This window comes from Streptomyces sp. DT224 (assembly GCF_049844595.1).
GTDB lineage: Bacteria > Actinomycetota > Actinomycetes > Streptomycetales > Streptomycetaceae > Streptomyces.
The window spans coordinates 102,287-119,719 of record NZ_JBNCLI010000010.1 but is presented as its reverse complement, the minus strand read 5'-3'; the positions used below and the strand labels follow the sequence as shown (position 1 = coordinate 119,719).

The window sequence follows — 17,433 nt, the reverse complement described above, 5'->3', positions numbered from 1 at the left end:
GTGCGCAGAAGCGCAAGACCCCTCGCTGCCCTGGTGGCGGCACTCACCCTCACCGCCGGGCTCTTCGCCGCCGGTGCGCCGGCGTCGGCGAAGGACAGTGACGCCGCCCCCGCCGCCCAGGCATCCGATGTGTCCCTTGCGGCGGACACGTACGACTGGAAGAACGTCCGGATCGACGGCGGCGGCTTCGTCCCCGGGATCGTCTTCAACCGGTCCGAGAAGAACCTCGCCTACGCCCGTACGGACATCGGCGGCGCCTACCGCTGGGACCAGGCCGGCAAGCAGTGGAAGCCGCTGCTCGACTGGGTGGACTGGGACCACTGGGGCTGGACCGGGGTGGTGAGCCTCGCGTCGGACTCCGTCGACCCGGACAAGGTGTACGCCGCCGTGGGCACCTACACCAACGACTGGGACCCCACCAACGGCGCGGTGCTGCGTTCGTCGGACCGGGGCGCGACCTGGAAGGCGAGCACACTGCCCTTCAAGCTCGGCGGCAACATGCCGGGCCGGGGCATGGGCGAACGCCTCGCGGTCGACCCGAACAAGAACTCCGTGCTGTACCTCGGCGCGCCCAGCGGCAACGGCCTCTGGCGGTCCACCGATTCGGGTGCCACCTGGTCCGAGGTGACGGCCTTCCCCAACCCGGGCAACTACGCCCAGGACCCCACCGACACCAGCGGCTACGGCAACGACAACCAGGGCATCGTCTGGGTGACGTTCGACGAGCGCAGCGGCAGCGCGGGCAGCGCGACCCAGGACATCTACGTCGGCGTCGCCGACAAGGAGAACACCGTCTACCGCTCCACGGACGGCGGGACCACCTGGTCGCGGATCGCCGGGCAGCCCACCGGATACCTGGCGCACAAGGGCGTACTCGACTCGGACAACGGCTACCTGTATCTGACCCTGAGCGACACCGGAGGCCCGTACGACGGCGGCAAGGGGCAGATCTGGCGGTACACCACCGCGACCGGTGAGTGGAAGGACGTCAGCCCGGTCGCCGAGGCCGACACCTTCTACGGCTTCAGCGGGCTCACCGTGGACCGGCAGCACCCCGGCACGGTGATGGCGACCGCCTACAGCTCCTGGTGGCCCGACACCCAGATCTTCCGCTCGACGGACAGCGGCGCGACCTGGACCCAGGCGTGGGACTACACCAGCTACCCCAACCGCTCCAACCGCTTCACCCAGGACGTCTCCTCGGTGCCGTGGCTGACCTGGGGCGCCAACCCGACGCCGCCGGAGACCACGCCCAAGCTGGGCTGGATGACGGAGGCGCTGGAGATCGACCCGTTCGACTCCAACCGCATGATGTACGGCACCGGCGCGACGATCTACGGCACCGAGAACCTCACCAACTGGGACTCCGGCAGCAAGTTCAAGATCACCCCGATGGTGAAGGGCCTGGAGGAGACCGCCGTCAACGACCTGGCCAGCCCGCCGTCCGGGGCGCCGCTGCTCAGCGCGCTCGGTGACATCGGGGGCTTCCGGCACACCGACCTCGACGCCGTGCCGGACATGATGTTCACCTCGCCCAACCTCACCTCGACCACGAGCATCGACTTCGCCGAGAGCAGCCCGAACACGGTGGTCCGGGTCGGCAGCGCCGACGCCGCCCCGCACATCGGCTTCTCGACGGACAACGGCTCCAACTGGTTCCAGGGCTCCGAGCCGTCCGGGGTGACCGGCGGCGGCACGGTCGCGGCGGCGGCCGACGCGAGCGGCTTCGTCTGGAGTCCCGAGGGCGCCGGGGTGCACCACACGACCGGGTACGGGAGTTCGTGGTCGGCGTCGACCGGGATACCGCAGGGTGCGACGGTCGAGTCGGACCGGAAGAACCCGAAGAAGTTCTACGGATTCAAGGCCGGCACCTTCTACGTCTCCACGGACGGCGGCGCGACCTTCACGGCCAAGGCGTCGAGCGGCCTGCCCACCGAGGGCGACGTCCGCTTCAAGGCGGTCCCCGGCACCGAGGGTGACGTCTGGCTCGCGGGCGGCGACACGACGGGCGCGTACGGCCTGTGGCACTCGACCGACTCGGGGGCGACCTTCACGAAGCTGAGCGGCGTCGACGAGGCGGACTCCGTCGGCTTCGGCAAGGCGGCGGCGGGCGCCTCCTACCAGACGCTCTTCGTGTCGGCGAAGATCGGCGGGGTGCGCGGCATCTTCCGGTCGACCGACGCGGGCGCCACCTGGACCCGCATCAACGACGACGCCCACCAGTGGGGCTGGACCGGCGCCGCGATCACGGGTGACCCGCGCGTCTTCGGCCGGGTGTACGTGTCCACCAACGGGCGCGGAATCATGTACGGCGACTCCTCGGACAGCGACGGGGGCGGTACGGACCCGGGCACCGACCCCGGCACGGACCCCGGTACCGACCCGGGCACGGATCCCGGTGACGCCGCCTGTTCGGTGACGTACAAGGTCACCAACCAGTGGTCCGGCGGTTTCCAGGCCGATGTGACCCTCACCAACACCGGCAGCACGGAGCTGGACGGCTGGAAGCTCGCCTGGACCTTCCCCGACGGGCAGAAGGTCGGCCAGATGTGGAACGCGACGCCCGCGCAGGACGGCGCGAAGGTGACGGCCGCCAACGTCTCCTGGAACGGCCGGGTGGCGCCGGGCGCGTCCGCGGGCTTCGGTTTCACGGGCACGCTGACCGGCGGCAACACGGCACCGGACACCTTCTCGCTCGGTGAGGAGGTCTGCGCCACCGGCTGACGCGGGGCGCGGGGCCTCGCGTCAGGGGGCGGGCCGGGCGGCCCGGGCCCGTCCCCCGGCACGGCCTTACTGGCCCTGTACAGGTTCGTCGGCCATACTGCCCGCCGTGGAGCAGCGCATAGACCCGAAGACCCAGCCCGCGTACGCCGCGGGGACCGACCCGGCGTACATCCCCGGTCTCACGGCCCCCCGACCCGCCGAAGCGGTGGAGGAGGAGCCGGAGAGCACCGAGGAGCCCGCCCCCGCGGACGCCGTCGCCGAGCCGCCGGCCGACGAGGCGCCGGTGGCGCCGGACGAGGAGGACGAGGAGAAGGAGAGCGACGAAGAGACCCCCGAGGGACCGTCGTTCGAGGTGAGTGACCGGCGCGGTTCGATCTCGGCCGGGCCCGGCGGCGTCCGGTTCACGCTGGACGACCAGCAGGCCGACTTCGGCTGGGACGAGATCGGCGCGGTCGAGCTGAAGCCGGCCCGCTTCGGCCGCCGGTTCACCGTGACCGTCCACCTGTCGTCCCAGCGCTGGTTCAACGGCGAGGTCGAGGCGCCGTCGCGCGGCAGCCTCAAGGAGTGGACCGAGGGCTTCGACGCCGTCCTGGACGCCCACTTCGAGGAGTCCTGACGGGGGCGTCGCCCCCCCCTCGGACCCCCAGTCATCAAACGCCGGCCAGGCCGAAGTTCGGCCTGGCCGGCGTTTGACGTGTGGTGACGACGGGATCAGGCGTCCGCCAGGACCACCGAGCGCGTCAGGTGGCGGGGGGCGTCCGGGTCGAGACCGCGGGCGGTGGCGCGCGCCACCGCCAGGCGCTGGACGCGGACCAGGTCGGCCAGCGGGTCCAGGTGGCTCTCCACCCAGCGGGCACCGGTCTCCAGGAGCTGTTCGCGCAGGCCCTCGGGGGCGGCGCCGAACATCCAGGTCGCGGTGGTGTCCGTGGCGATGGAGATCGGGCCGTGGCGGTACTCCATCGCGGCGTACGACTCGGTCCAGGAGAGCGACGCCTCCTTCATCTTGAGCGCCGCCTCGTTGGCGAGGCCGGCCGTCCAGCCGCGCCCGAGGAAGGTGAACTGCGCGCACTCCACCAGCCCCTCCGGCAGCGGCTCGGCCAGCGCCCGCTCCGCGTCCCGGACCACGGCGTCGGTGTGCAGGCCGAGGTGCGCGCGCAGCAGCGTCAGCAGCGTGGTGGCGAACCGGGTCTGGACGACCGACTGTTCGTCCGCGAAGTCGAGGACGACGACCGCGTCGGCGGCCGTCATCACCGGCGTCTCCGGGTCGGCGGTGATGGCCACCGTGGGGGTAGTGCCGCTCAGCCGGCCGAGGAGTTCGAGGACCTCGGTCGTGGTGCCGGAGCGGGTGAGCGCGACGACCCGGTCGTAGCGGCGGCGGCTGGGGAACTCGGACGCGGCGAAGGCGTCCGTCTCGCCCTGCCCGGACTCCTCACGGAGCGAGGCGTATGCCTGAGCCATGTAGAACGAGGTGCCGCAGCCGACGACGGCGACGCGCTCGCCGGGCGCGGGCAGCGCGGCCGCATGACTCGGTGCCAGCTCCGCTGCGCGGCGCCAGCACTCCGGCTGACTGGCGATCTCGGTCTCGACAAATGACACTTTTGCACTCCGTGGTGGTGGTGGGATGCTCGTTTGCGCACGTTACCCGCGACGAGCGAGCATTATCAAGCATTCTGCATGCACGGGGCTTGACTCGCCGGAGCCTTGTGCGACGCTTGCGCCTGTCCGGTGATCGCGCCCAAGGGGATGGGCGCCCGCAGCCCGGACCTGTGAGGAGAACCGCCTTGTCCAGGGATGCCCGGTGGAACGCACTGCTGGAACTCGTAGGTAAGCACGGCCGGGTGGACGTCGAGGACGCCGCGAGGACGCTCGACGTCTCGGCCGCGACCATCCGGCGGGACCTGGACCAGCTCGCCGAACAGCAACTGCTCACCCGCACCAGGGGCGGCGCGATCGCTCACGGCGTCAGTTACGAGCTGGCCCTCCGTTACAAAACGGGGCGCAACGCGCCGGAGAAGCAGGCCATCGGACGTGCCGTCGCCGAACTCGTCGCGGTCGGCGAGGTGGTCGGCCTCACCGGCGGCACCACCATCACCGAGGTGGCCCGTTCGCTCGCCGTCCGCGCGGACCTGGTGGGCGACGGGGCCGGCGGCGCGGCGGGCCCGCCGACGCTGACGGTGGTGACCAACGCCCTCAACATCGCCAACGAGCTGGTGATCCGGCCGCAGATCAAGATGGTCGTCACCGGCGGGGTCGCCAGGCCCCAGTCGTACGAGCTGACCGGCCCGCTGGCCAGTGGGGTGCTCGGCGAGATAACGCTCGACGTGGCCGTCCTCGGCGTCAACGCCATCGACACCGAACGCGGTGCGTACGTGCACCACGAGGGCGAGGCCAGCATCAACCGGCTGCTCGCCCAGCAGGCCCAGCGCGTGGTGGTCGCCGCCGACTCCTCGAAGATCGGCAAGCGGGCCTTCGCCCGGGTCTGCGACCTCGCCCTGGTCGACTTCCTGGTCACCGACCGGGGGATCGCCCCCGAGGCGTCCGCCCGCTTCACGGAGGCCGGTGTCACGGTCATCGCCGTCTGACCTCTGGCGCCTGTCTTCAGGGGAGTTCGAGGACAGGCCCTCGCCGTACCGCCAGCGGGCCGCCGCGCACATCGTGCGCGGCGGCCCGCTTTTCTGCGCACACCCCAAGGCGCCCAAACCGGTTCAGATTGCAGGAGCGCGCGTGGAGCGACTTTTGCTTGCCCATAGATGTTCGTTACCTCTGCGAAATGAACAACTCTTGCCATACCGGTGCGCGGTCGTGAACTATGTGCCTGTCGCCGCGAAGGAGCAGCGGCCGCGCTTCCCCGAAGCGCGCGCCGCCTCCACGTATGCGGGACGTTCTCTCGCTCCATCAGCCCTGGAGGTGCCTGTGACGATGGCAAACACGCCGGTCACAGCTGCGCGGCCGCCCGTGCCGCAGCCCCGCGACCCGGAAGACGCGGAACGCCCCGCGGGGAAGGGCAGGAAGAACCGAATACGGCAGCCGCTCCGGCAGCGCATCAAGCGGGACAAGGCGCTTCTGCTCTTCTGCCTGCCCGGCGTGCTGTACTTCGTCCTCTTCTTCTACCTGCCGCTCGCGGGCAACGTCATCGCCTTCCAGGACTACCAGCCGTTCCTGGGCTTCAAGCAGAGCCCGTTCGTCGGGATGGCGAACTTCACCGCGCTGCTGGCCGAGCCCGACTTCTGGAGCGCGGTGTCCAACACCCTCCAGATCACGGCGATCCAGCTCCTCCTGTACTTCCCGGCACCGATCGCCCTGGCCCTGCTGCTCAACTCGCTCATCAGCGAGAAGATCAAGCGGTTCATCCAGACCGTCGTGTACCTCCCGCACTTCCTCTCCTGGGTCGTCGTCGTCGCGATGTTCAAGCAGGTGCTCGGCGGCGCCGGTTCGGTCACCACGCTCCTCATGGAGCACGGGGTGAGCATCGGCAACGTGATGACCGACCCCGGGACCTTCAAGTTCCTCATCACCGCGCAGGCCATCTGGAAGGACTGCGGCTGGGGCACGATCATCTTCCTGGCGTCCATCGCCTCGATCGACATGGGCCAGTACGAGTCCGCCGCCATGGACGGCGCCGGCTGGCTCCGTCGGATCTGGCACATCACGCTGCCCGGCATCCGGCCGGTCATCCTGATGCTGCTCATCCTGCGGCTCGGCGACATCCTGTCGGTCGGCTTCGAGCAGATCCTGCTCCAGCGCGACGCCGTCGGCCCGGACGCCGCCGAGGTCATGGACACCTACGTCTACTTCCACGGCGTCGTGGACGGCGACTGGGGCATGAGCACCGCCGCCGGACTGATGAAGGGCGTCATCGGATTCGCCCTCATCCTCGCCGCCAACAAGCTGGCCCACCGCTTCGGCGAGCAGGGAGTGTACCGATGAGTCAGTCCGTCGCGACCCGGCTGCGCGCCGCCCGGTCCGGGGCCGCCCGCCCCCGCAAGTCCAACGGCCGCCCGCCGTGGATGGAGCGCCCCCACTGGTACGGGCAGGGCGCCAAGGGCCTCGCGCTCGTCGTGCTGACCGTGATCGTGCTCTACCCGTTCCTCCTCGCCATCGGCACCAGCCTCGCGGGCCGCGAGGAGCTGAACGCCAACGGCGGCTACGTGCTGATCCCGCACCACCCGACGCTGGAGGCGTACCGCGTCATCCTGTCCGGGGGCGTGGTCACCCGGGCCGCGGTGGTGTCCATCTTCATCACGCTGATCGGCACCGCGCTCAGCCTGGCCTGCACGGTGATGATCGCGTACGGCACCTCGCGCCCCGGCACGGTCCTCGCCAAGCCGATCCTGCTCCTGGTGCTCGGCACGTTCCTGTTCGCGCCCGGCATCATCCCGACGTACCTCGCCGTCCAGCAGTTCCACATGCTGGACACGTACGCCTCACTGATCCTTCCGGTCCTGCTGAACGCCTTCAACATCGTGGTGGTCCGCTCGTTCTTCCAGAGCATTCCGGAGGAGCTGTACGACGCGGCGCGCATCGACGGCGCCAACGAGGTCACGGTCCTCTTCCGGATCGTCCTCCCGCTGTCGAAGGCGGTCCTCGCCGTGGTCGGCCTCTTCTACGCCGTCGGGTACTGGAACAGCTTCTTCAACGCGGTGCTGTACCTCAACGACTCCAGCAAGTTCCCCATCCAGGTGATCCTGCGGAGCTACGTCCTCAACGGGCAGAGCATCAACGCCTCCGCGATGGGCGTCCACTCCATCCCGCCCGCGACCTCCCTGCAGATGGCCGTGCTGATCATCGCCATCGTGCCCATCTTCTGCGTCTACCCCTTCCTGCAGAAGTTCTTCGTCAAGGGCGTCCTCACCGGGGCGATCAAGGGCTGACCCGCCCGCCCCGCACCACCGCCCCGCACGCCACCCACTTCAAGGAGCCCCATGTCCACCCACCTGTCCCGACGCGGTTTCATGGGCGCCGCGGGAATCGCCGGCCTCACCGTCGCGGGTCTCGCGACCCTGAGCGCCTGCGGCAGCGGCGCCACGGTCAGCAAGGGCGGCGCCAAGGCGTCGGCCAAGCTCAAGCTCCCGACGTACGTGGCGGCCCAGACCGCCCCCGCCGACCTCGCGGGCAACGCGGCGGGCCTCGACGCGACCTACCTGCGCTACCCCAAGAAGCTCACCAAGTCCGTCGCGAAGACCCCCGGCGACGGCAGCCGCATCACCGCCCTCACCGAGACGTTCACCACCCCCGCCCCGCCGCAGGCCAAGAACGCCTACTGGCAGGAGCTGAACAAGCGCCTCGGCGCCCGGTTCGACATGACGATCGTCGTGGACCAGGGCACCGACGCGTACCTCACGAAGTTCAACGCGATGATGGCCGGCGGCGACATACCCGACCTCGTCTGGTTCCCGCCGAACCAGGGCATCCAGCGCGTGCCCGAACTCCTGGACGCCAAGTTCCACGACCTCACCCCCTACCTGTCGGGCGACGCGGTCAAGGCGTACCCCAACCTGGCGAACCTGCCGACCACCGCCTGGAAGACCGCCGTCGTCAACGGCAAGATCCGCGGCGTCACCGTCGCCTACGGCTCCATGGGCCAGGTCTACGTCGTCAACCAGGACTTCTGGAAGCCGGTCGGCGGCGCCGAGTTCACCAGCGCCGAGGACTTCCTCGCCAAGGGCAGGGAACTGCTGGACGTCAAGCGCAACAAGTACGTCCTGGAACCGGCGTACGTGAACCACATCGCCCAGTTCGCCCAGTGGTTCGGCGCCCCCAGCGCCTGGCGACTGGAGGGCGGCAAGCTGACGCACCAGTACGAGACGGAGGAGTACCAGGAGGCCCTGGCCTTCGCCGTCAAGTGCGCCGAGGCCAAACTCTTCTGGCCGGACCCCAACCTCAGCACCACCATGGAGAAGATGGCCCAGGGCTCCCTCGGCGCCTACGTCCAGTCCTTCCCCAGCTTCCTGGTCGACGCCAAGACGTACGACTTCCCGTTCGGCGTCATCGTGCCGTTCGCCGCCAAGGAAGGCGCCACACCGCACTACAACATGGGCTACGGCTCCGTCGGCTACACCGCCATCAACAAGAAGGCCGACGACAAGCGCGTCAAGATGCTGCTGCGCGTCCTGGACTACCTGGCCGCCCCCTTCGGTACGGAGGAGCGCCTCTTCCTCGACAACGGCATCGAGGGCAAGCACTGGAACCGCACCTCCGGCGGGGACGTCAAGCTCACCGCCAAGGGCAACTCCGAGGCCGTCACCACCGCGATGCCGCTGGCCTTCCTCGCCGCCGGACCCGAGTACATCTACCTTCCGGGCCGCGGCGAACTGGCCGGAAAGATCCACGGCTGGCAGGAGGATCTGCTCAAGATCGCCCAGACCAACCCGACCAGCGGCCACTTCTCGGACACGTCCACCAGCAAGAGCCCGTCACTCACCACCGCCATGAGCGATATCCAGCTGGACATCGTCGCCGGCCGGAAGCCGATCTCCGCCTTCAAGGACGAGCTGCGCAAGTGGCGCTCCGGCGGCGGCGACAAGATGCGCGCCGAGTTCGAGGCGTCGCTCGCCGGCAAGTAACCCTCTGTCCGCACGACCCGCACCAAATGAAGGGACTCCCGTGTCAGACCTGCGACTCGGCGTCATCGGGCTCGGCCTGCGCCGGTCCATCGCGATGGCGGCCCACCACCCCGGCAAGGGGTCGGCGATCACCGCCGTCTGCGACCTCGACCCGGAGGTGCGCAGCCGCGAGGCCGAGCGCTTCGGCGCCGAGATCGCGGTCGAGGACTACAAGCTGCTCCTCGGCCGGGACGACCTGGACGCGATCATCGTCGCGACCCCGGACGACACCCACGAGGTCATCGCCATCGACGCCCTGAGGGCCGGCAAGGCGGTCTTCGTGGAGAAGCCGCTCGGCATCTCCGTCGAGAGCTGCGACAACATCCTGCGCGCCGCGTACGAGACCGGCACCCGGCTCTACGTCGGCCACAACATGCGCCACATGGGCGTCGTCCGGCTGATGCGCGACATCATCGCGCGCGGCGACATCGGCGAGCCCAAGGCCGTCTGGGTGCGCCACTTCGTGGGCTACGGCGGCGACTACTACTTCAAGGACTGGCACGCCGACCGCACCCGCACCACCGGCCTGCTGCTCCAGAAGGCCGCACATGACATCGACGTGCTGCACTGGCTGGCCGGGGGCTACACGCAGCGCGTCAACGCCCTGGGCGACCTGCTCGTCTACGGGAACCTGCCGCGCCGCGAGCCGGACACCCCGCGCCCCGAGAACTGGCTGCGCGAGTTCGACTGGCCGCCGACGGCCCGCAAGGACCTGCACCACATCGTGGACGTCGAGGACGTCTCGGTGATGAACATGCAGCTCGACAACGGCGTCGTGGCCGCCTACCAGCAGTGCCACTTCACCCCCGACTACTGGCGCAACTACACGGTCATCGGCACCGAGGGCCGGCTGGAGAACTTCGGCGACGGACCCGGCGACGAGGTCAAGGTCTGGAACACTGGCCCCAGCGGCTACCGCGCCGACGCCGACATCACCTACCGGGTGCCCGAGGCGAAGGGCTCCCACGGCGGCGGCGACAGCCGGATCATGCAGGAGTTCGTCCGGTTCGTCCGCGAAGGGGGAGTCACCGACACCTCCCCGGTCGCCGCCCGGATGAGCGTCGCCGCCGGCGTCCTCGCGACCCGCTCCCTGCGCGAGGGCGGCGCCCCCCACGAGGTGCCGCCCCTGGACCCCGAGCTGATCGCGTACTTCGAACGCGGCCAGGTCCGCTCCTGACGCTCCGGCCGCCTGAGCCACGGGTCCCCGGCACACCGCTCCAAGCGGTCGCGCCGGGGACCTTTTGGCGTCTCTTTTCGGCCATGCTCAGTGGGTAATCGGCCCCTTCCGGTTTGACGGCGCCGTATCCCGTAATAGTGACGAAGGTGTTTCGAAGTGGTGTCGTACGGTCACCGCCCGACAGTCCGCGCGGTGGGTCAAGGTCTATTTCAAGCCAATCACATGCCCATCTGACCGGGCTCGAACGCGCGACCGGGAACCGGTCGGCATAATCGCGTCCATGTCGATCACGGGTGGGGATGTCGTTGACCTTGGCAGGGGCCTGTACGCCTGGCTCCCGCCGAAGCGTGGCTGGGGGCTGGCCAACTGCGGCCTGCTCGTCTCGCCCCGTGGCGCGCTGTGGATCGACACGCCGTACGACCCGGTGCTCGCCGGCCAGTTCCTCGCCGAGTCCTCCAAGCGGCTGCCGGACGGCGTCACCATCGACCGGGTGATCGTCACGCACGCCAACGGCGACCACTTCTGGGGCGCGGGCGTGCTCCCGGACGCCGAGATCATCGTGACCCGCGAGGCCCGGGAGCACATCCACTACGAGCCCTCGCCGCAGCAGCAGCACGCGCTCGTCACCGGCGGCGACCCGGCGACCCCCCTCGGGGCCTACCTCGCCCGCCACTTCGGCCCGTTCGACTGGTCGCAGACCGAACCCGTCCGGCCGACCACCTACTTCACGGGCGAGCTCGAACTGAGCCTCGGCGACTACCCGGTGCAGATCACCTCGCTCGCGCCCGCGCACACCACCGGCGACCTGATGGTCCACCTGCCCGCCCAGTCCACCGTGTTCAGCGGCGACATCATCTTCTCGTCGTCCCCCGAGCAGCCCGGCGACCACCCGATCCACTGGGAAGGCCCGCTGAGCAACATCATCGGGGCCTGCGAGCAGGTGCTGGCCACCGGCGCCGAAACGATCGTCCCCGGCCACGGCCCCGTCCTCGACCGGGCCGGCGTCCGCGAGCACATCACGTACCTCGAATACATCCGCGAGCGCGCCCACACCCTGCACGCCGCGGGCGTCCCCTCCATCGACGCCGCCCGCCAGGTCATCGCCGAGGGCCGCTACCCCGGACTCGGCCTCCCCGAGCGGCTGGTGGTGACCATCGGCAGCGAATACCGGCAGCTCGACGGCTCGGAGCGGCCCAGCGTCGTCCAGGTCATGACCGACGTCGCCACCGTCGCACACGAAGTGGAGCAGGTCAGTGAGCCGGCAGGCAGCGCGGGCTGACCGCGCGGTTCTGCCGCGCGCGCGACGGCGAACCGATCCGACGAGAGAAACGCGGTAACGGCATGGCATGGATCGTCGCACTGATCGCCGTCGTCGCGGCAGCGGTGGGCTTCACGCGCGCCTACCGGACCGGCCTCTCCGAGCAGCAGGCCGTCACCCGCGCCGAACTCGCCGAACGTCAGGCCAAGGCCGCCGAGGCCCGCACCGCCGCCCTCCTGGACGAGATCCGGCAGCTCGCGCGCCGGCGCATACCCGCCGCCGCCCTCGCCCTCTCCCACCCCAGCGCCACCGTCCCCGGACTGCGCGAGGCGGCCGAGGTCGACGGCGGCGCCGCCCTCCTGCTCACCGAGGCCGTCCAGGCCGCGCGGACCGCCGTCCTCGAAGAGCGCGGACGCGTCGACGCCGCGGCCCGCGCCGCGATGCGCGGCACCTCCGCCAAGATCCAGTCGCTGCTGAACCAGTCCCAGCAGCTGCTGCACGAGCTCCAGCACGAGTACGACGACCCGCGCATCCTCCAGCTCGACTTCCGCAACGAACTCGCGCTGCGCCGCACCCAGTCCACCGCCGTCCTGTGCGACGCCTGGCCCGGCCTCGCCCGCCAGAGCTCCCCGCTGGTCGAGATCGTCCTCGGCGCCCAGTCCCGCGTCGCCGGCTACGAGCGGATCAAGGTCTCCAACCACCTGCGCGACGAACGCCTCGCGCTCGCCGCCCGCGCCGCCGAACCCCTCGCCATCGCCCTGGCCGAACTCCTCGCCAACGCCACCGCGTACTCGCACCCCGACACCGACGTCCAGGTCACCGTCCAGCAGAGCGGCGGCCGGGGTGCGTTCCTCGTCGTGGACGACGCCGGCATCGGCATGGACGAGGACGCCCTCGAACGGGCCCGCGCCCTGCTCGCCGGACCCGCCGAAGTCCTGCTCACCGAGCTGGGCGACCCGCCGCAGACCGGCTTCGCGGTCGTCGGCCGGCTCGTCGTGCAGTACGGCTTCGAGTGCCACATCGAGGCGTCCCCGTTCGGCGGCATGCGGACCATCCTGCGCGTCCCGGCCCACCTGCTCACCGTGCTGGACGAGGACCGGAACCTCTCCGCCCTCGCCCCCGCCCCCGTGGCGGCCGCCGCCCCGGCCCAGCCCGCCCCGACCGCACCGGACACCCCCGCGCCGGACGCCGCCGAGCCCTCCGGACTGCCCAGCCGGCGCCGGCGGACACCGCGCCGCACCCCCGCCGAGGCCACCGCCGCCCGGGCCGCCGAGCCGTCCGCCGACCGGATGTCCCGTACACCGGAGGCGGCAGGGGCTTCCTGGGCGGCCCTCCAGCAGGGCACCCTCAACGGCAGGAGCGTCACCGGGCGGCCGCCCGCACCGGACACCGGCGCCCCCGACCACCAGGACGACCAAGGAGACGACGAGAAGTGAGCGCCCCCAGCCCCACCTCAGGCGACCTCGCATGGGTGCTGACCCCGCTGCTTGAGCTGCCCGGAGTCCAGCACGCCGTCGTCGCCACCGGCGACGGCCTGGTCGAAGGCGCGTCCCCCGGACTCGACCGGGCCTCCGGCGAACGGGTCGCCGCGATGACGGCCACCCTGCACGCCGCCGCCCGCGCCTTCACGACCGCCTTCACCGACGCCGAGGCCCCGCAACTGGCCCAGACCGTCGTGGAATCGGACCTGGGCTTCGCCATCGTCGTACCGGCCGGCCGCAACACCACCCTCGCCCTGTTCGCCGAACCCGGCGCCAAACTCGGCGACATCGCCTACCAGATGCAGGTCCAGGTCACCGCGCTCACCCGGGCGATGCACGCACCCGCCCGCCAACCGGACACCGCCGCCCGGCCATGACCCCCGGCCCAGCACGCCGCCTGATTCCCGCCTATCTGGTCACCGGCGGCCGGTCCCGCCCCGCCGGCCCCGCCCTCGACCGGCTCGCCGTACTCGTACGCACCGACGCGCCCGTGCCCGACGACGCCGGAACCCAGGCCCGCAGACTCTGCGACCTGCTGGAACCGGGTGCCCTCACCGTCGTCGAGTGCGCGGCCCACCTGGACCTGCCGGTCAGTGCCACCGTCTTCCTGGCCACGGACCTCGCGGCCACCGGACTACTGCTCACCCGACCGCCGATACCCAGTGCCGGGCAGATCGACAGGTCGCTTGTCGAGAGGCTGCTCGATGGACTCCGCTCCCTCCCCTGACCGGACCGGCGTCGGCTATCTGCCGGCCGCCGCCAGGACCCTGATGAAACTCGTCGTCACGGGTCCCTTCGGCGTGGGCAAGACCACCCTCATCCGCACCCTCTCGGAGATCGCCACCCTCCACACCGAGGAGGCGATGACCCAGTCCAGCACCCGCGTCGACTCCACCGCCGGACTCCCCGACAAGACCACCACCACGGTCGCCATCGACTTCGGCCGCCTCACCGTCCCCGACGACCTCGTGCTCTACATGTTCGGCACACCCGGCCAGGAACGGTTCCTGCCGCTGTGGGAGGACATCGCCCGCGGCGCCCTCGGCGCACTCGTCCTCGTCGACACCCGGCGGCTCGCCGACTCCTTCGCCGTGATGGACATGGTCGAGGAGCAGGGACTGCCGTACGCCGTCGCGGTGAACCGTTTCCCCGACGCCCCCGCACACAGCGACGAGGTCCTGCGCAAGCACCTGGACCTGGACGACACCACTCCGCTCGTCCAGTGCGACGCGCGTGAGCGGCGCGGCAGCATCGACGCCCTGATCGCACTCGCCGAACACGTGCTGACCCGCATGCCGCAGCCCGAGGACGCCTCATGACCACGTACGCATCACCGCCGCAGCCCCTCGCGCTGTTCGGCCCGGCCTTCGCGGCCGACCCGCAGGGCCACTACCGCGCCCTGCGCGAGCACGGGCCGCTCGCGCCGGTGCGGATCGCCCCCGACGTCGAGGCGCTGCTCGTCACGGACTACCAGGCCGCCATCGACCTGCTCCGCGACACCCACACCTTCAGCAAGGACCCGCGCGCCTGGCAGGCGACCGTCCCGCCGGACTCGCCCGTGCTGCCCGTGCTCGGCCACCGCCCCACCGCCCTGTTCAGCGACGGCGCGGTGCACGCCCGCTACCGCGAGGCCATCAACGACAGCCTCGCGCTCATCGAACCGCACGTCCTGCGCGCCGAGGTCGCCCGCGTCGCCCGCCAGCTCATCGGCCGGTTCGCCGCGACCGGCAGCGGCGACGTCATCGCCCAGTACGCCCGCCGGCTCCCCATGCACATCTTCGTCACCTGGTTCGGCGCCGACCCCAAGGACGGCGAACGGATCGTGGACGGGGTCGCCGGGATGATGAACTCGGCCGCCGACGCCGCCGCCGCGTACGCCGACCTGGTCGACGTCGTCACCCGCCTCGTCGCCGACCGGCGCGCCCGGCCGCGCCGCGACCTGACCTCGTACTTCCTCGCCCACCCGGCGGGGCTCGACAACGACGAGACGGTACGGCAGATCACCCTGGTGATGAGCGCCGGCAACGACCCGATGACCAACCTCATCGGCAACGCCACGCTCCACATGCTGACCGACGAACGCTACGCGGGCTCCCTGCACGGTGGCGCGATGACCGCCCACGAGGCGATCAACGAGGTGCTGTGGCGCGACCCGCCGATCGCCAACCTGGCGGCCCACTACCCGCGCCACGACACGGAGTTCCACGGCGTACGGCTGCGCGCCGGACAGCTCGTCCTGGTCTCCTACGCCGCCGCCAACTCCCAGTCCCCGCCGCCCGTATCCGACGACGGCGTCCGGTCCGGGGCCAGCGCCCATCTCGCCTGGTCGGCAGGGCCCCACCGCTGCCCCGCCAAGCAGCCGGCCCTGCTCATCGCGATGACCGCCATCGAACAGCTCACCAGCCTCCTGTGCGACGCGGAGCTGGCCGTGGCACCGGACGAACTGCTCTGGCGTCCCGGCCCGTTCCACCGCGCGCTGGCCCATCTCCCGATCCGCTTCACCCCGCTGGACACCACCGCCGCTCCGAGCGGCGCCATCACGGTCGCTGACCCGTCGGACGTGATTCCGGCGGCGGCAATCGAGGCCTGAGCCGTGTCGCTCGTAGGCCGAACGGGTGAGGGAGGGGACAATCGCCCGATGAACAGTGAGCGCAGCCGGCACAACGCCGACCGATGTGCGGACGGGGTGGTCCGGTGAGCAGGTACGACAGGTACGACGTCACGGACGAGCAGTGGGAAGGGCTGGCCCAGGTCGTACCGCTGCGCAGCCGCAACGAGTGGCCCTCCCGGGTGGACCACCGCGCCGTCCGGGACGAGCCGGAGCCGGCCGAGCAGCGGCGCATGGTCGTCCTGCGGGTCCAGGTGTTCGCGGACGCCCGCGAGGTCGCGGAATACCTGGTCGCCCAGGTGCCGGTGCTGCTCGACCTGACCAGCGCGGAGGGCGACGTGGCCAAGCGCATCCTGGACTTCGCCAGCGGTGTCGTCTTCGGGCTCGGCAGCGGCATGCACCGGGTGGACCGCAACGTCTTCCTGCTGTCGCCCGCCGGCATGGAGGTCGAGGGCGTCACGGCGGCCGGGGTGCCGGGGGCGTAGGACGAGCACGTGACCGAACTCGACGTACGGACCCTCCAGCGGCGGCTCGCCGCCTTCGCGGACGCGCGCGACTGGGGGCAGTACCACACCCCGAAGAACCTGGCATCGGCGCTGAGCGTGGAGGCCGCCGAACTGGTCGAGATCTTCCAGTGGCTGACGCCCGAGCAGTCGGCGCGGGTCATGGAGGATCCGGCGACCGCGCCCCGCGTGGCGGACGAGGTCGCGGACGTGCTCGCGTATCTCCTCCAGTTCTGCGAGGCGCTGGGCATCGACGCCTTGTCGGCACTCGCGGCCAAGATCGAACGGAACGAGTCGCGCTTTCCGGTCCCGGAATCGACCGCCAGTCAAGATCGTCACTCTTCGGAGTGATCGACTTGTACACATTCGATTGAGTGTCCACAGATTTCCGAAATCCTCTGGCGTTCCGGTGCGGTGGCCCTCACTGTGGGTAATGAACGTGGTGAGCGGGTTTTCCGCGGCGAAGAGTGGGTTTTCGCGTCGAACGGGGGCAGTCGATGGAAGCGGAACGGCTGGTAGCGGTCATCAGGCAGGCGCTGGCACAGAGCCGGGGCACACCGGACATCATCGCCGAGGCGTGGCAGGCGCAGGCCCTGGCCCAGGCGGTCGGCAGTCGGCTGGCGGCCGGCGGTCCCAGGGAACTGCGGGCCGAGGCGGGCGCCCTCAGCGAGATCGGGGGCAGGACCGGCGGCGCGCTCGACCACCCGGCGGCCCGCGCCGGGGTGGCCCGCGCGGCGCGGCTGACGGAGGTCGCCGATCCCCGCGCGGCCCTGACGGGCCTGGCCGCGCTGCTCGGTGAGGTCGGTATAGCCCTGGTCGGAGTGGCGTGCGCGACCGATGAGCAGGGCCTGTACTGGCAGTGCATGGAGGCGATCGACGCCGCCGACGAGTCCACGGACCGGGTCCGCTCCATGCTCCGTCTCCTCGACGAGCGGGAGCGCGAGCGGCGGGAGGAACTGGAGCGCGGCCGGGAGCGGGACGGCCCGCACGGGGTCCTGCACGGCCCGGTGGGCCCGGTGACCGGTATCCAGTGAGCGCACCGCCCTCCGCTACGCCCTCCGCGGCCGCGACTCCACGCGG

Annotated in this window: 17 protein-coding genes; 16 read left to right on the top strand and 1 reads right to left on the bottom strand. The window is 70.9% G+C overall.

Going from position 1 to position 17,433, the window contains the following annotated elements; genetic code table 11:
- Positions 1-2,724, top strand: a complete 2,724-nt coding sequence (locus tag ACLQ2N_RS25010; protein WP_425816385.1) for a cellulose binding domain-containing protein — start codon at positions 1-3, stop codon at positions 2,722-2,724.
- A gap of 106 nt (positions 2,725-2,830) precedes the next feature.
- Positions 2,831-3,340 carry a hypothetical protein gene (locus ACLQ2N_RS25005; protein WP_425816384.1) on the top strand — a complete coding sequence of 170 codons (510 nt, stop codon included), beginning with the start codon at positions 2,831-2,833 and terminating at the stop codon, positions 3,338-3,340.
- Positions 3,341-3,435: 95 nt separating this feature from the next.
- Here ACLQ2N_RS25005 and ACLQ2N_RS25000 read toward each other — a convergent pair whose 3' ends face one another.
- Positions 3,436-4,320: an SIS domain-containing protein gene (locus ACLQ2N_RS25000; RefSeq protein ID WP_425816383.1), complete on the bottom strand. Its 885-nt coding sequence runs from the start codon at positions 4,318-4,320 to the stop codon at positions 3,436-3,438.
- A 185-nt stretch (positions 4,321-4,505) separates the two neighbouring features.
- Between ACLQ2N_RS25000 and ACLQ2N_RS24995 the strand changes: the two genes are divergently transcribed.
- The 14 genes from ACLQ2N_RS24995 (at position 4,506) to ACLQ2N_RS24930 (ending at position 17,387) form a co-directional block, all read left to right on the top strand.
- Positions 4,506-5,306, top strand: coding sequence for a DeoR/GlpR family DNA-binding transcription regulator (locus tag ACLQ2N_RS24995; protein ID WP_425816382.1), 801 nt, complete (start codon positions 4,506-4,508; stop codon positions 5,304-5,306).
- Positions 5,307-5,643: 337 nt separating this feature from the next.
- On the top strand, positions 5,644-6,651 hold the full coding sequence (locus tag ACLQ2N_RS24990; protein ID WP_425816381.1) for an ABC transporter permease: 1,008 nt from the start codon (positions 5,644-5,646) through the stop codon (positions 6,649-6,651).
- Positions 6,648-7,595 carry a carbohydrate ABC transporter permease gene (locus ACLQ2N_RS24985; protein WP_425816380.1) on the top strand — a complete coding sequence of 316 codons (948 nt, stop codon included), beginning with the start codon at positions 6,648-6,650 and terminating at the stop codon, positions 7,593-7,595. The genes ACLQ2N_RS24990 and ACLQ2N_RS24985 overlap by 4 nt, the downstream gene beginning before the upstream one ends.
- Positions 7,596-7,646: 51 nt before the next feature.
- The gene (locus ACLQ2N_RS24980; RefSeq protein WP_425816379.1) at positions 7,647-9,287 is read left to right on the top strand and encodes a hypothetical protein; all 1,641 of its coding nucleotides are present in this window, start codon (positions 7,647-7,649) and stop codon (positions 9,285-9,287) included.
- 40 nt (positions 9,288-9,327) lie between these two features.
- Positions 9,328-10,503, top strand: a complete 1,176-nt coding sequence (locus ACLQ2N_RS24975) for a Gfo/Idh/MocA family protein (protein ID WP_425816378.1) — start codon at positions 9,328-9,330, stop codon at positions 10,501-10,503.
- A 280-nt stretch (positions 10,504-10,783) separates the two neighbouring features.
- Entirely contained in the window at positions 10,784-11,782 is a 999-nt protein-coding gene (locus ACLQ2N_RS24970; RefSeq protein WP_425816377.1) for an MBL fold metallo-hydrolase, read from the top strand.
- 62 nt (positions 11,783-11,844) lie between these two features.
- The gene (locus tag ACLQ2N_RS24965) at positions 11,845-13,197 is read left to right on the top strand and encodes an ATP-binding protein (RefSeq protein WP_425816376.1); all 1,353 of its coding nucleotides are present in this window, start codon (positions 11,845-11,847) and stop codon (positions 13,195-13,197) included.
- On the top strand, positions 13,194-13,619 hold the full coding sequence (locus ACLQ2N_RS24960; protein ID WP_073966247.1) for a roadblock/LC7 domain-containing protein: 426 nt from the start codon (positions 13,194-13,196) through the stop codon (positions 13,617-13,619). Before ACLQ2N_RS24965 ends, ACLQ2N_RS24960 begins: the two co-directional genes overlap by 4 nt.
- Positions 13,616-13,969, top strand: a complete 354-nt coding sequence (locus ACLQ2N_RS24955) for a DUF742 domain-containing protein (protein WP_018105822.1) — start codon at positions 13,616-13,618, stop codon at positions 13,967-13,969. Before ACLQ2N_RS24960 ends, ACLQ2N_RS24955 begins: the two co-directional genes overlap by 4 nt.
- On the top strand, positions 13,947-14,561 hold the full coding sequence (locus tag ACLQ2N_RS24950; RefSeq protein ID WP_018105821.1) for a GTP-binding protein: 615 nt from the start codon (positions 13,947-13,949) through the stop codon (positions 14,559-14,561). Before ACLQ2N_RS24955 ends, ACLQ2N_RS24950 begins: the two co-directional genes overlap by 23 nt.
- Positions 14,558-15,832, top strand: coding sequence for a cytochrome P450 (locus tag ACLQ2N_RS24945; RefSeq protein WP_425816375.1), 1,275 nt, complete (start codon positions 14,558-14,560; stop codon positions 15,830-15,832). The genes ACLQ2N_RS24950 and ACLQ2N_RS24945 overlap by 4 nt, the downstream gene beginning before the upstream one ends.
- Before the next feature lie 104 nt (positions 15,833-15,936).
- Positions 15,937-16,335, top strand: a complete 399-nt coding sequence (locus ACLQ2N_RS24940) for a cell division protein SepF (protein ID WP_425816374.1) — start codon at positions 15,937-15,939, stop codon at positions 16,333-16,335.
- Between the two features lie 9 nt (positions 16,336-16,344).
- The gene (locus ACLQ2N_RS24935; RefSeq protein WP_425816373.1) at positions 16,345-16,704 is read left to right on the top strand and encodes a nucleotide pyrophosphohydrolase; all 360 of its coding nucleotides are present in this window, start codon (positions 16,345-16,347) and stop codon (positions 16,702-16,704) included.
- A gap of 146 nt (positions 16,705-16,850) precedes the next feature.
- A complete protein-coding gene (locus tag ACLQ2N_RS24930; RefSeq protein WP_425816372.1) occupies positions 16,851-17,387 on the top strand; it encodes a DUF6099 family protein in 537 nt (178 codons plus the stop codon).
- Positions 17,388-17,433: the final 46 nt, after the last annotated feature.